This window comes from Streptomyces synnematoformans, assembly GCF_039531005.1.
GTDB lineage: Bacteria > Actinomycetota > Actinomycetes > Streptomycetales > Streptomycetaceae > Streptomyces > Streptomyces synnematoformans.
In genome coordinates this window covers 1-13,607 of the sequence record NZ_BAAAPF010000198.1, presented here as the reverse complement: position 1 = coordinate 13,607, position 13,607 = coordinate 1, and the positions used below count along the sequence as shown (strand labels likewise).

Here is a 13,607-nt window from a genome sequence, read left to right as displayed (position 1 = left end):
CCAGGTCTGGGCCATGTTCGAGGACCTGGCCCGCACCGTCGCCGCGTACCGCAGCGCCGTCGACTTCGCCGACTCCCGGATGGACCGCGAGCTGGACCAGCTCCTCGCCGACCCGCGCGCCCGCATGGGCTCCGTCGCCGACTCGGCGCGCGCCGAGGTGCTCGCCCGCCACTCCACCCTGGTCGACCGGGCGCGCGAGGTCCTCGACCGCGACCTCGGGCAGCTCGTCGCCGAGGCCGGGGTCGTCGAGCCCGCGCTGCCGCCCGCCTACGCCTCCTGGGCCAGCCCGGTGTGGCACGAGTACGAGGTGCCCGAGGACGCCCCGATGGCCCTGCGCCTGGGCGACCTCCACCTCCCCGAGCACACGGAGCTGCGCATTCCGCTGCTCGTACGGCTGCCGCTGGAGCGCGGCCTGTGGGTGGACAGCGGCGCGTCCCCGCTCGGCCCGGGCGCGCTCGACGCCGACCCGGGGCGCGCCTTCCCGGACTCCGCGGAGCGGCGCGCGCTGGCGCTCGACACCGCCGTGGCGCACGCCGCACGGCTGCTGTCGGTACACCCGGCGGGCGAGTTCAACGTCCACTTCATCGACCCGGGCGGTACCGCCACCGCGGCGCTCACCCCGCTGCTCCACTCCGGCGTCCTCGCCGAGCCGCCGCCGAAGGGCGCCGCGGCCGTCACCGACACCCTCACCCGGCTGACCGAGCGCATCGACCTGGTGCAGATGGCCCTGCGCAGCGGCGCCGCCGACGCGCTGCCCCCGGACCTCGACCCGGCGCAGCAGCTCCTCGTGGTCAACGACTTCCCGCACGGCTTCGACGACCGCGCCATCAACCAGCTGCGGTACCTCGCCGACGAGGGCCCCTCGGTCGGCGTGCACCTGCTGATCGTCGCCGACCGCGAGGACGCGAAGGGCTACGGCCCGCTGCTGGACCCGCTCTGGCGCAGCATGCTGCGCCTCACCCCCACCCCGGACGACCACCTGGCCGACCCCTGGATCGGCCACGCCTGGACGTACGAACCGGCCCGCGCCCCCCGGGGCAGCCGGGTGCTGGAACAGGTGCTGGCCCAGGTCGCGGCGGCCCGCCGCGCCCTGCGCCGCTGACCGCCCCCGGCGGCTGACCCCGCCCACGCCGCACCGGCCCGCAGGCACCGCGCCTGCGGGCCGGTCGCGTGGTGCCCGCGGGCGGGCGGCGTCCCTTGTGACCTCGGCATTTGATCTACACTTTGCCTTCCATTGGCTCGTTCTATACAGTCGAGTGCCGGACCAGCCGCGGAGGACGAGTGGACGTATCGCTGACCCTGTGGGTGCTCACGATCGTGGGCCTGTGCGCACTGATCGGCACCGACTTCTTCGTCGGCCGGAAACCGCACGAGGTGTCGCTGAGGGAAGCCGGCACCTGGACGGTCATCTGGATCATCCTCGCCGGGCTCTTCGGCATCGGGCTGTGGATCTGGGGCGGCGGCCAGGCGTCCGGCGAGTTCTTCGCCGGCTACGTCACCGAGAAGTCCCTGAGCGTCGACAACCTCTTCGTCTTCGTGCTCATCATGGGCAAGTTCGCGGTCCCCCCGCAGTACCAGGCCCGCGTGCTCATGGTCGGCGTCCTCATCGCGCTGGTGATGCGCGCGGCCTTCATCGCCGCGGGCGCCGCGCTGATCGCGTCGTTCTCCTGGGTCTTCTACATCTTCGGCGCGTTCCTCATCTACACCGCCTGGAAGCTCATCGAGGAGGCCAGGAACGAGGAAGAGGAAGGGGAGTGGGAGGAGAACCGGCTGCTCAAGGCCGTCGAGCGGCGCTTCGCGGCCACGGACACGTACCACGGCACGAAGCTGGTCATCACCGAGAACGGCAAGCGGCTGATCACGCCGATGCTGGTCGTCATGCTGGCCATCGGCACGACGGACCTGCTCTTCGCGCTGGACTCCATTCCCGCGATCTTCGGTCTCACCCAGGACCCGTACATCGTCTTCACGGCCAACGCCTTCGCGCTGATGGGCCTGCGGCAGCTGTACTTCCTGATCGGCGGCCTGCTCAAGAAGCTGGTCCACCTCTCCTACGGCCTGTCGGTCATCCTCGGCTTCATCGGCGTGAAGCTGGTGCTCCACGCCCTGCACGAGTCCGGGGTCCACGTCCCCGAGATCAGCACGGCGGTGTCCCTGAGCGTCATCGGCGGCGTCCTGGTGATCACGACGATCACCAGCCTCCGCGCCTCCCGCCGCATCGACGCGGAGGAGAAGGAGCACCCGGCAGAAGCGGCCCGCCGCCCCGGCACGGGCCACGACTGACGGCTACGGGATGCCGCTTCACCCGGTGCACCTCCTCCTGGAGCGCCATCAGGGTGCCCTCCGGGGGAGTCGCTGTGCGGGTCCGCACAGCGACTCCCCCCGTCACCCCCGGCCGCAGGCGGTCAGGTGCCGTCGATGCCGAAGAACGACACGGCCGCGGCGCCCATGCCGCCCATGGGGAGGCTGTGGCCGGCGCCTTGGACGCTGACGGCCTCGACCTGCACGGTCCCGCCCGAGTCGGCGAAGCGGTCGCGCGTCCAGCCGGGCTGCGGCTGGTCCGTCGAGGTCGGGGTCCGGCTCAGCCCGAAGACGTTGGTCCACTGATCGACCGCTTCCCCCTGAAGCTGGTACGGCACGAGGGGGTCTGCGGTGCCGTGCCAGAGCTGGACCCGGGGGCGGTCACCGGCGTAGCCCGGGTACGCGGCGCGGACCGCGTCGCCCCACTGCTGCGGGGTCCTGTCCATGCTGCCGTTGACGCACTGGCTGGTCCAGGGCGGGAAATCCGCTTCGTTGGCGAAGCAGGTGAAGGGAACGCCCATGAACGACGCCCCGGCCTGGAACACGTCCGGGTAGACGGCGAGCAGGGCTTGCGTCTCCATTCCGCCGGACGAACTGCCGGTGGCGAAGACCCGTCCGGGGTCGCCGCCGTGCTGCTGCTCCGCGTAGCCGACCATTGAGACGACCGACGCGGGGTCGCTGCCGCCGCCGTGGGTCTTGGACTCCGGTGACCACACGTCGAAGCAGTTGCCCATCGCCGTCTGCTTCGTCGCGGTCGGGAAGATGACGACGAACCCGTGCTGGTCGGCGAGCGAGATGAACTCGCTGGACCCGGCGAAGCCCGGCCCCGAGCCACCGCAGCCGTGCATGGCGACGACGATCGCCGGGCTGGCGGGCGTGGAATCCGGAACGTAGATGTGCATGCGCAGATTGCCGGGGTTGTCGCCGAAGTTGGTTACCTCGACGAGTTCGGCCGCGGCTGCCGGCGCCGGGACGGCGATGCCGGCGAGGGCGATCAATAAGCCGCTGCCGATGGCGGCGAGTGCGGCTCTGATGCGAGTCATGCTGCCTCCTGTTCTGGCCCCGCCCGCATCAAGTTAGGCAACTTGGAAACGACCGTCAATGATGTGTCAAATATTGGCCGAAGGGTGCTGTGCCGCTGTGTCGACGATGGTCGAGAGCCGCGCCGCGGCGAGTTCGTCCGCGGGACCGGTCAGCTCGGCCTGCAAGGTCCGGAACATCTCCTGTGCCCGCACACCCGGCCACTCCGGCGGCAGCAGCGCCGGCGGCAGCCGCGGGTCCTGGCGGATCAGCAGCAACCACTCCGCCGTCATCCGGGTGCGCTGCGACAGCGCGTCCCACTCACCGAAGGCACCGCCCGGCCAGCGGTCGAGGAAACCCCGGTAGCCCGCGGCGAGCGCCCGCAGGTCCCACGCCTCCCGGGCGATCTTCGCCGGATCGCTCCCCAGCGCCGCCTCGCCCCGGAAGACCGTCACGTGGTCGAGCAGGTCCAGTTCGGACAGCACCTGCGAGACATCCGCCGTGCCCGGCGAGACCCACAGCCCACTGCGCAGAGGGGCGAATCCGGCCCATCCCAGCCGGGTCCGCAGCGCGTGCCGGTCGGCGCGCCGCGTCTCCGGCACGGAGAACGCCAGCAGAGTCCAGCGGCCGTCCCACTCCCGGTCCACGATCTCGGCCTCCAGCATGCGCAGGCCGTCGCGCAGCACCGCGACCCCGCGCGGTGCCAGCCCGAAGAAGACCTGACGGCCACTGCGTACCGGCCGCAGGAGGCCACGGCGGGCCATCCGGGTCACGGCGGCCCGCGTGGCGTGCTCGCCGACCCCGAGCCGGTTCAGCACCGCGATGATGCTTCCCGCGGAGACGGCCACGCCGCGGCCGAGCACCTGGTCGCCGAAGAGGGCGAGCAGAAGCGTCTGGGGGCGCACGGCCCGCCCGACGTCGTCCGAGGCGTCCACCGGCTCCCTCCACGGTCCCTCCCGCCGGCGCGGGGCTGCGACAGGTTACCTCCGCCCGCCGCCGAGGACGCCGGGTCGCCGGGAAGTGTCCGGGGTGCCCACCCCGCGCGACGACGTCGGCCTGCTCCCGACCCGCTCCCGCCGCACCGTTCTCCGCGGCCAACTGGCGGAGCGAGTGACTCGGCGGCATCCGCCCCCTACACTCGGTAGCCGGATGTATCCGTGTCGTAGGTGAAGCGGGGGCCGCCATGGATCCAACGAGCTTAGAGACCGTCCAGGCTGCGGTGACGGCGGCTGCCCAGGGCGGCGGGTCGGAGGCCGGGCGGCAAGCCTGGGCCTCTCTCGCCTCCTTGGTGCGCCGGGCCTTCGGCCGGGACACGGAGGAGCCGGAGGGACCGCCGCTTCCGCTGGAGCCCGGGGACGAGAGCCAGATCCGGTCTCTTTCCGCCCTGATCTATGCCCGAGCACTTCAGGACCAGGGGTTCGCTGCGGCATTCGCCGAGTGGCGGAGGCAGAACGAGGTGGCGTTGACGCCCACGCAGGTGACCCACAACGTCGTCGGGGGACATGCCCAGGTCACCAACCTTGTGCAAGGGCAGAACGTCACCTGGAACACGAACACGTAGGGGGCGGCGCCGGGGTACGGGAGCCGTCGGCAAAGATCGCGAATGACCTCGACGATCTGGACGAGGCCGTGGACCTCGCCGACGAGATCGGCAACGGCCGCGTACACCCCCGGGGCTCACCCCGCCCAGCGGCTGGGGGATCTGCCGCAGGCGGCTGCCGGGCTCGGACACCTGGGCAGGCGGGACGAAGCCCTCCGGATGCTGTACGAGGGCGCCCAGCTGAGGGACGAGGCCGGCAGGCTGCCCCCTCCGGCCACGGCAGACCGGTGCAGTCGCTCCCGGGCCGTTCCGCGCACGTGAGGGCATCTGAGGGCGCCGTGAGGCTGAGCGTCCTTCCGCGTGCGGGCCGTCCGGCGTGGAGAGACTGACTTCTCGGCTACCAGCCGCGTTCCCGCCACTCCGGCAGGTGCGGGCGTTCCGCGCCCAGGGTGGTGTCGTGGCCGTGGCCCGGGTAGACCCAGGTCTCGTCCGGCAGCTCCGCGAAGATCTTCGTCTCCACGTCGTGCAGCAGGGAGGCGAAGCGCTCCGGGTCGCCCCAGGTGTTGCCGACGCCGCCCGGGAAGAGGCAGTCGCCGGTGAAGAGGTGCGGGTGGCCGTGGGGGTCGTCGTAGACCAGGGCGATGGAGCCCGGGGTGTGGCCGACGAGGTGCCGGGCGGTGAGGGGGATGCGGCCGACCGTGAGGATGTCGCCGTCGTCCACGAGGACGTCCGTGGGGACGTCGATGTCGGGGGCGTCCGCGCGGCCCGCGTAGGTGCGCGCGCCGGTGGCCGCGACCACCGGGGCCAGGGCCTGCCAGTGGTCGCCGTGGCCGTGGGTGGTCACGGCGGAGGCGATGCCGTCGGGGCCGACGAGGGTGAGCAGGGTGTGGGGCTCGTTCGCGGCGTCGATGAGCAGCTGCTCGCCCGTGGCGCGGCAGCGCAGCAGGTAGGCGTTGTTGTCCATCGGCCCGACGGCGACCTTGGAGATCATCAGATCGGTCAGCTCGTGCACGTCGGCGGCGCCGCCGACGGTGACCCTGCCCGTGTACGACATGGGCCCAGCTTCTCAGAGCGGAGGCAGGACCGGCAGTACGGCGCCGTCCAGAGCGTGTACGCCCGTGCCGGTGGTGCGGCCGGCGAGCCAGCCCATCAGGGCGTACGGGGCGCCGGTGACCCGCACCGGGCCGCCGGCGGACTCCCGGGCGCCCGTGGTCCAGGTCTCGCCGGCGGGGGTGGACAGCGACAGCGGCGGGACCTCGTCGTTGCCCGCGAAGCGGGCCGTGAGGAAGTCGATCTCGCGGGCCACGAAGTCGTCCGGGAGCTGGTCCAGGGTGTAGCCCGCGTCCAGGTCGACGTGGTGCAGCTCCACCTCCACCAGCCGCCGGAACGGGATGCGCGCCATGACGTCCGTCACACCGCCGCGCAGCTCGCAGCGGGCCGACCAGCCGTCCGCCGGGATGCCCGCGGCGGTCTCCGCCAGCCGCGCGGCCGTCGCGCGCACGTCGTCCAGCTGCTCGGCGAGCGGGCGGGCGGCGCCGGCCTCGATGTCGGCGTCGCGGGCCTCGGCGCTCGCGTACATGGGGCGGCCGGAGAGCACGTTGACCAGGGCGTCCGCGTTGCGGGCGAGGTGGGTGAGCACGTGGCCGCGGGTCCAGCCGGGCAGCGCGCTGGGCGCGCGGACCGCGTCGTCGCCGAGGGCGCCGAGGCCGGCGGCGCGGTCGAGGAGGCCGTCGGTGGCGGCTCGCACGGTGGCCATGTCGCGTACGGGGTCGTGCGTGCGACCTGCGTTTTCTGTCATCGGATCCCCCGGAGGCAGGTGGGTGGGAATGCTGGGCCGGACGGCGTTGTCAGACCCAGACGTTAGCGTGTGGCTCGATGGGAGAAAGCCGCGGACAGGTCCGTGGCCGCCCCCATACGCTTGACAAGGGGTGCCGCCCGCCCGGACGGTCCCCGCCGCTTCATCACGAAAGGTCCGACCGGCGTGGCCGACCGTCTCCTCGTCCGTGGCGCTCGCGAGCACAATCTGAAGAACGTCTCGCTCGACCTGCCCCGCGACTCCCTCATCGTCTTCACAGGACTCTCGGGGTCCGGCAAGTCGTCCCTGGCGTTCGACACGATCTTCGCCGAGGGCCAGCGCCGCTACGTGGAGTCCCTGTCCAGCTACGCCCGGCAGTTCCTCGGCCAGATGGACAAGCCCGATGTCGACTTCATCGAGGGCCTGTCGCCGGCCGTCTCGATCGACCAGAAGTCCACCTCGCGTAACCCGCGGTCCACGGTCGGCACGATCACCGAGGTCTACGACTACCTCCGGCTGCTCTTCGCCCGCATCGGCCACCCGCACTGCCCGGAGTGCGGCCGGCCGATCACCCGGCAGTCGCCGCAGGCGATCGTGGACAAGGTGCTCGCGCTGCCGGAGGGCAGCCGCTTCCAGGTGCTCTCGCCGCTGGTGCGCGAGCGCAAGGGCGAGTTCGTGGACCTCTTCTCCGACCTGCAGTCGAAGGGCTACAGCCGGGCGCGGGTCGACGGGCGGACGTCGACGCTGACCGACCCGCCCAAGCTGAAGAAGCAGGAGAAGCACACGATCGAGGTGGTCGTCGACCGCCTCACGGTCAAGGAGAGCGCCCAGCGCCGGCTGACCGACTCGGTGGAGACCGCCCTCGGGCTCTCGGGCGGCATGGTCATCCTCGACTTCGTCGATTTGGACGAGGACGACCCGGACCGTGAGCGGATGTACTCCGAGCACCTCTACTGCCCGTACGACGACCTGTCCTTCGAGGAGCTGGAGCCGCGCTCCTTCTCCTTCAACTCGCCGTTCGGCGCCTGCCCCGACTGCACGGGCATCGGCAGCCGGATGGAGGTCGACCCGGAGCTGATCGTCCCCGACCCGGACAAGTCGCTGGACGACGGCGCCATCCACCCCTGGTCGCACGGGCACACCAGGGACTACTTCGCCCGGCTCGTCGGCGCGCTCGCCGACGACCTCGGCTTCCGTACCGACATCCCCTGGGCCGGGCTGCCGCAGCGGGCGCAGAAGGCGCTGCTGCAGGGGCACCGGACGAAGATCGAGGTGCGGTACCGCAACCGGTACGGGCGCGAGCGGTCGTACACCACGTCCTTCGAGGGAGCCGTGCCGTTCGTCAAGCGGCGGCACGCGGAGGCGGAGAGCGACGCCAGCCGCGAGCGCTTCGAGGGGTACATGCGCGAGGTCCCCTGCCCGACCTGCAACGGGACCCGGCTGAAGCCGGTCGTCCTCGCGGTCACGGTGCAGGGCCGGTCGATCGCCGACATCTCGGCGATGTCGATCAGCGACTGCGCCGACTTCCTCGGCGCCATGGAGCTGACCGACCGGGACAAGACCATCGCCGAGCGGGTGTTGAAGGAGGTCAACGAGCGGCTGCGTTTCCTGGTCGACGTGGGCCTGGACTACCTGTCGCTCAACCGCGCCGCGGGCACCCTCTCCGGCGGCGAGGCCCAGCGCATCCGGCTCGCCACGCAGATCGGCTCCGGCCTCGTCGGCGTGCTGTACGTGCTGGACGAGCCGTCCATCGGGCTGCACCAGCGGGACAACCACCGGCTGATCGAGACGCTGGTCCGGCTGCGCGACATGGGGAACACGCTGATCGTCGTCGAGCACGACGAGGACACCATCACGACCGCCGACTGGGTCGTCGACATCGGCCCGGGCGCCGGCGAGCACGGCGGCGAGGTGGTGCACAGCGGCCCGCTGAAGGAGCTGCTGGACAACGACCGGTCGGTCACCGGGCACTACCTGTCGGGGAAGAAGGAGATCCCCACGCCGGAGATCCGGCGGCCGGTCGACGGCGAGCGGCAGCTCGTCGTCCGCGGGGCGCGGGAGAACAACCTGCACGACATCGACGTGGCGTTCCCGCTCGGGGTGCTCACGGCGGTCACCGGGGTCTCGGGGTCGGGGAAGTCGACGCTCGTCAACGACATCCTGTACACGCACCTGGCGCGCGAGCTGAACGGCGCGCGGAACGTGCCCGGACGGCACACCCGGGTCGACGGGGACGACCTCGTCGACAAGGTGGTGCACGTCGACCAGTCGCCCATCGGCCGTACGCCGCGCTCCAACCCCGCCACGTACACCGGCGTCTTCGACCACGTCCGCAAGCTGTTCGCGGAGACGACCGAGGCGAAGGTCCGCGGCTACCAGCCGGGCCGGTTCTCCTTCAACGTCAAGGGCGGCCGCTGCGAGAACTGCTCGGGCGACGGCACGATCAAAATCGAGATGAACTTCCTGCCGGACGTCTACGTGCCGTGCGAGGTCTGCCACGGCGCGCGGTACAACCGCGAGACGCTGGACGTGCACTACAAGGGCAAGTCCATCGCCGAGGTGCTGGACATGCCGATCGAGGAGGCGCTCGCCTTCTTCGAGGCGGTGCCGGCCATCGCGCGCCATCTGAAGACGCTCAACGAGGTGGGCCTCGGGTACGTGCGGCTGGGCCAGCCGGCGCCGACGCTGTCGGGCGGCGAGGCGCAGCGGGTGAAGCTGTCGAGCGAGCTGCAGAAGCGCTCGACGGGCCGCACGGTGTACGTGCTGGACGAGCCCACGACGGGGCTGCACTTCGAGGACATCAAGAAGCTGATCGGAGTGCTGTCCGGGCTGGTCGACAAGGGCAACACGGTGATCGTCATCGAGCACAACCTGGACGTCATCAAGACCGCCGACTGGGTCGTCGACCTCGGCCCCGAGGGCGGCAGCGGCGGCGGGCTGGTGGTGGCGGAGGGGCAGCCCGAGGAGGTGGCGGCGGTGCCGGCCAGCCACACCGGGAAGTTCCTGCGGGACATCCTGGGCGACCGGGTGAGCGACTCACCTCCGGTGCGGAAGCGGGTGACCGCGAAGAAGGCGGCCAAGGCACCCGCCGCGAAGGGGTCCGTGAAGAAGGCGGCGGCGAAGAAGACCGCCGCGAAGAAGACGGCGGCCAAGCGGCGCGGCTGACGCGGCGGCCCGGCGGGCGGCCGGTCGCCGCCCGCCGGCCCGCCTCGGGGCGCGCCGGTCGCCCCCTACCGCGCCGCGCGGTGCCCGCGCACGGCCCTGTCACGCCGACAGGCTGACACACGGCACACGGCATCCCACCTGGTACGGACCTGCCTGACCCGGTCTCAAATGACGGACCCGCGGCGGCAATTGTTCGGCCGGAGTTTGCGCGCGCCCTCTGGTGTAGACCACTTTCCGCTGCCAGGCTGTGGCCCGCCGTGCGCAAGAAGCGTGCGTTCCCGTGTCGTTCCAAGGAGAAAACGTGCTCAGAGCGGGAGTACGCAGTAAACCCTTCCGACCCAGGGCCGTCGCGGCAGCGGCGGCTTCCTTGTTGCTCCTCGGGGCGCCCGCGGTCGCCGTCGGCCAGGAGCGGCCCGCCGCCCCCGCCGGCGCGGCCGGCCTCGTCTCCGTGCCCGCCGGCGAGGGCATGGACATCGCCTCCACCTCCCGGCCCGTCGCCCCCGGCATGGAGCTGACGTCCTTCGAGCGGCTGGAGACCGACAAGTGGCTCAAGGCCGACGCACTCAGCGTCGACCTGGGCGCCGGCACCCGCGTCGACTACCTCGGCGGCGCGGTCTCCGACCGCGCGCCCGTCTCCGAACTGGCCGCCGAGCACGACCCCGGCCCCGGCCGCACCACCGTCGCCGCCATCAACGCCGACTTCTTCGACATCAACGAGACCGGCGCGCCGCTCGGCCCCGGCGTCGCGGAGGGCCGCGTCACGCACTCGCCCGCGGCCGGCGTCTCCGAGGCCGTCGGTGTCGGCCCCGACCAGGCGGGCCGCGTGCTCGACCTGTACTTCGACGGCGCCCTCACCCTCCCCGACGGCGAGCACCCCCTCGGCGGCCACAACGCCGCCAACGTGCCCGCCGACGGCATCGGCGCGTACAACGCCCGGTGGGGCACCGCCGACCGGGCCCTGACCGTCGACGGCGCCACCGAGGTCACCGAGGTCGCCGTCGCCGACGGCACGGTCACCGAGGTGGCCGACGGGCCCGGGAAGGGCGCGATAGCCGAAGGCACCACCGTGCTCGTCGGCCGCGGCACCGGCGCCAAGATCCTCGCCGCGCTCCGGCCCGGCGACCGAGCGCAGGTGGAGTACGACGTCCGCACCGACGACGGGAGCCCCGTGCCCCGTACCGCGGTCGGCGGCCGCGGCGTCCTCGTCGAGGACGGCGCGCCGCAGGACTGGGAGGGCCGGCCGAACAACACCGCCGCCCCCCGCACCGCGGTCGGCTTCTCCCGGGACGGCGGCACCATGCACGTGCTGACCGTCGACGGCCGCCAGGCCGACGCCGGCGGCGTGACGCTCACCCAGCTGGCGCGGATGATGGACGCCCTCGGCGCGTACGACGCGCTGAACCTCGACGGCGGCGGCTCCTCCACCCTCGTCGCCCGCGCGGCCGGCTCCGACGAGCGGTTCGTGGAGAACTCGCCGTCCGACGGCGAGGAGCGGGAGGTCCCCAACGGCCTGGCGTTCACCGCCCCCGGCGGCAGCGGCAAGCTGCGCGACTTCCGCGTCACCACCGCCGCCGACCCCGCGCTCGCGCCCGGTGTCGACCCGGTGCCCGGCGGACACCCCGAGCGCGTCTTCCCGGGCCTGACCCGCGACCTCGACGCCGCCGGCTACGACGAGACGTACGGCCCCGCCGCCGGCCGCCCGCACTGGTACAGCACCGGGCCCGGCGTCGGCACCGTCGACCGCGACGGCACCTTCACCGCCCGCCGCGGCGGCACCGCGAAGGTCACCGCCCGCCGCGGCGGCGCGTCCGGGAGCATCGAGCTGACCGTCCTCGACCGGCTGGAGCGGATCACGCCCACCGGCGAGCGGGTCGGCCTCGCCGACCCGCGGGACGAGGCGTCCTTCGGCATCGTCGGCCGCGACGCCCACGGCGCCAGCGCCCCCGTCGACCCCGCCGACGTACGCCTCGACTACGACCGCGCGCTCTTCGACGTCGAACCGGACCCGCGCAGCGGCGGCTTCACCGTCCGTGCCCGCACCGCCGAGCCCACGGCGTCCGACGTGCTCAAGGTCACCGTGCAGGGGAAGGTCACGCACGTCGCGCTCACCGTCGGCCTCACCGAGGCGGCGCTGGCGGACTTCGACGACGCGGCCGACTGGACGTTCTCCACCGCCCGCGCCACCGGCTCGCTCGCCCCGGAGCCCGCGGGCCACACGGGCGCCGGCCTGAAGATCAGCTACGACTTCTCCCGGTCCACCGCTACCCGCGCCGCGTATGTGACGCCTCCGCAGGGCATCGACATCCCCGGCCAGCCGCTGAGCTTCGGGCTGTGGGTCAAAGGCGACGGCGAGGGCGCCTGGCCGTCTCTGCACCTGAAGGACGGCGCGGGCGCGAACCTCGTGCTCCGCGGCGATCACGTCACCTGGCAGGGCTGGAGGCAGCTGGTCTTCGAGGTGCCGGAGGGCACCCAGTACCCGCTGTCCGTCTTCCGCTTCTACCTGGCGGAGACCAGGCCGGCCAGCCAGTACAGCAGCGAGGTGGTCATAGACGAGCTGACCGCGCAGAGCCCGCCCGAGGTCGACCTGCCGCGCACGCCGGCCCACCGCGACCCGCTGATCGACTCCGGCGCCGGGACGGCGGACCGGGACTGGCAGTACGCGGTGATGTCCGACGCGCAGTTCGTCGCCCGCGAGCCGGACAGCCCCCTCGTCCGGCAGACCCGGCGCACGCTGCGGGAGATCAGGGCGGCCCGGCCCGACTTCCTCATCGTCAACGGCGACCTGGTCGACGAGGGTTCGCCCGAGGACCTGACGTTCGCCCGGCGGATACTGGAGGAGGAGCTGGGCGACGCCGTGCCCTGGTACTACGTGCCGGGCAACCACGAGGTGATGGGCGGCTCGATCGGCAACTTCGTCGCCGAGTTCGGCCCCGCGCAGCGGACGTTCGACCACAAGGGCACCCGCTTCCTGACCCTCGACACCTCCTCGCTGACGCTCCGCGGCGGCGGCTACGCGCAGATCGCCGAGCTGAAGCGGCAGCTGGCGGCGGCGGCGAAGGACCCGTGGGTGCGCTCGGTGACCGTCGTCCAGCACGTCCCGCCGCGCGACCCGACGGCGCAGCGCGCCAGCCAGCTCAGCGACCGCAAGGAGGCGCGGGTGCTGGAGGACTGGCTGGCGGACTTCCGGGCGCGTACGGGCAAGGGCGCGGCGTTTGTCGGCGGGCACGTCGGCACCTTCCACGCCGAGCGCGTCGACGGCGTGCCGTACCTGATCAACGGCAACTCCGGGAAGGCCCCGGCCACCCCGCCCGGCGAGGGCGGGTTCTCCGGCTGGTCGCTGGTCGGCGTCGACCGCGTCTCGTGGGGCGAGCAGCACCGGGCCCGGCGCGCGCCGCACCGCGGGCTGCCCGACTGGGTCTCCGTGCAGACCCGGCCGCACGTCGACGGGCTGGCGGTGACCGCGCCGGAGGAGGTCCGCGCCGGCCGCTCCGCGCCGGCGACGGCGTCGGTCGCGCAGGGCGCGCGGCAGGTGCCGGTCGCCTGGCCGGTCAGCGCGGACTGGTCCGGTACGGACCGGCTGCACATCGGCCCGCCGCGGGAGGCGGGCCGGCGCGACATCGCCGCGTACGACCCGGCCGCCGGCGAGGTGACGGGGCTGCGGCCGGGGACGGTCACGCTGACGGTGACGGTCAACGGCGTCACGCGGGGGGACCGCGTGACGGTCACCCGGTAGCGGTGCGGGCGGCGGTCGCGGGGGCCTGCGGGCCCCCCCCCCCCCCCCCCCGC

General features: G+C 72.9%; 8 protein-coding genes and 1 pseudogene. 5 read left to right on the top strand and 4 right to left on the bottom strand.

The window, feature by feature from the left end:
* Nucleotides 1-1,102 (top strand): annotated as a pseudogene (locus ABD317_RS24715) (TerD family protein); the annotation flags it as partial.
* A 179-nt stretch (nt 1,103-1,281) separates the two neighbouring features.
* Nucleotides 1,282-2,283 carry a TerC family protein gene (locus ABD317_RS24710; RefSeq protein WP_344292108.1) on the top strand — a complete coding sequence of 334 codons (1,002 nt, stop codon included), beginning with the start codon at nt 1,282-1,284 and terminating at the stop codon, nt 2,281-2,283.
* A gap of 122 nt (nt 2,284-2,405) precedes the next feature.
* Here ABD317_RS24710 and ABD317_RS24705 read toward each other — a convergent pair whose 3' ends face one another.
* Both ABD317_RS24705 and ABD317_RS24700 read right to left on the bottom strand, forming a co-directional pair.
* Entirely contained in the window at nt 2,406-3,344 is a 939-nt protein-coding gene (locus ABD317_RS24705) for an extracellular catalytic domain type 1 short-chain-length polyhydroxyalkanoate depolymerase (RefSeq protein WP_344292107.1), read from the bottom strand.
* A 66-nt stretch (nt 3,345-3,410) separates the two neighbouring features.
* A complete protein-coding gene (locus tag ABD317_RS24700; RefSeq protein WP_344292106.1) occupies nt 3,411-4,256 on the bottom strand; it encodes a PaaX family transcriptional regulator in 846 nt (281 codons plus the stop codon).
* Between the two features lie 248 nt (nt 4,257-4,504).
* Between ABD317_RS24700 and ABD317_RS24695 the strand changes: the two genes are divergently transcribed.
* A complete protein-coding gene (locus ABD317_RS24695) occupies nt 4,505-4,882 on the top strand; it encodes a hypothetical protein (protein ID WP_344292105.1) in 378 nt (125 codons plus the stop codon).
* A gap of 376 nt (nt 4,883-5,258) precedes the next feature.
* Here ABD317_RS24695 and ABD317_RS24690 read toward each other — a convergent pair whose 3' ends face one another.
* Nucleotides 5,259-5,915, bottom strand: a complete 657-nt coding sequence (locus ABD317_RS24690; RefSeq protein WP_344292104.1) for an MBL fold metallo-hydrolase — start codon at nt 5,913-5,915, stop codon at nt 5,259-5,261.
* A 12-nt stretch (nt 5,916-5,927) separates the two neighbouring features.
* On the bottom strand, nt 5,928-6,617 hold the full coding sequence (locus ABD317_RS24685) for a maleylpyruvate isomerase family mycothiol-dependent enzyme (protein WP_344292103.1): 690 nt from the start codon (nt 6,615-6,617) through the stop codon (nt 5,928-5,930).
* A 225-nt stretch (nt 6,618-6,842) separates the two neighbouring features.
* Here ABD317_RS24685 and uvrA point away from each other — a divergent pair, with 225 nt between their 5' ends.
* Nucleotides 6,843-9,821: an excinuclease ABC subunit UvrA gene (gene uvrA, locus ABD317_RS24680; protein WP_344292102.1), complete on the top strand. Its 2,979-nt coding sequence runs from the start codon at nt 6,843-6,845 to the stop codon at nt 9,819-9,821.
* Nucleotides 9,822-10,287: 466 nt separating this feature from the next.
* The gene (locus ABD317_RS24675) at nt 10,288-13,554 is read left to right on the top strand and encodes a phosphodiester glycosidase family protein (protein ID WP_344292109.1); all 3,267 of its coding nucleotides are present in this window, start codon (nt 10,288-10,290) and stop codon (nt 13,552-13,554) included.
* The last annotated feature ends 53 nt before the right edge of the window (nt 13,555-13,607 follow it).

Excerpts from the sequence above, each read along its gene's own strand:
- ABD317_RS24685 (WP_344292103.1), bottom strand. The coding sequence starts at position 6,617 with ATGGCCACCGTGCGAGCCGCCACCGACGGCCTCCTCGACCGCGCCGCC.
- ABD317_RS24695 (WP_344292105.1), top strand. The coding sequence starts at position 4,505 with ATGGATCCAACGAGCTTAGAGACCGTCCAGGCTGCGGTGACGGCGGCT.
- ABD317_RS24705 (WP_344292107.1), bottom strand. The coding sequence starts at position 3,344 with ATGACTCGCATCAGAGCCGCACTCGCCGCCATCGGCAGCGGCTTATTG.
- ABD317_RS24675 (WP_344292109.1), top strand. The coding sequence starts at position 10,288 with ATGGACATCGCCTCCACCTCCCGGCCCGTCGCCCCCGGCATGGAGCTG.
- ABD317_RS24690 (WP_344292104.1), bottom strand. The coding sequence starts at position 5,915 with ATGTCGTACACGGGCAGGGTCACCGTCGGCGGCGCCGCCGACGTGCAC.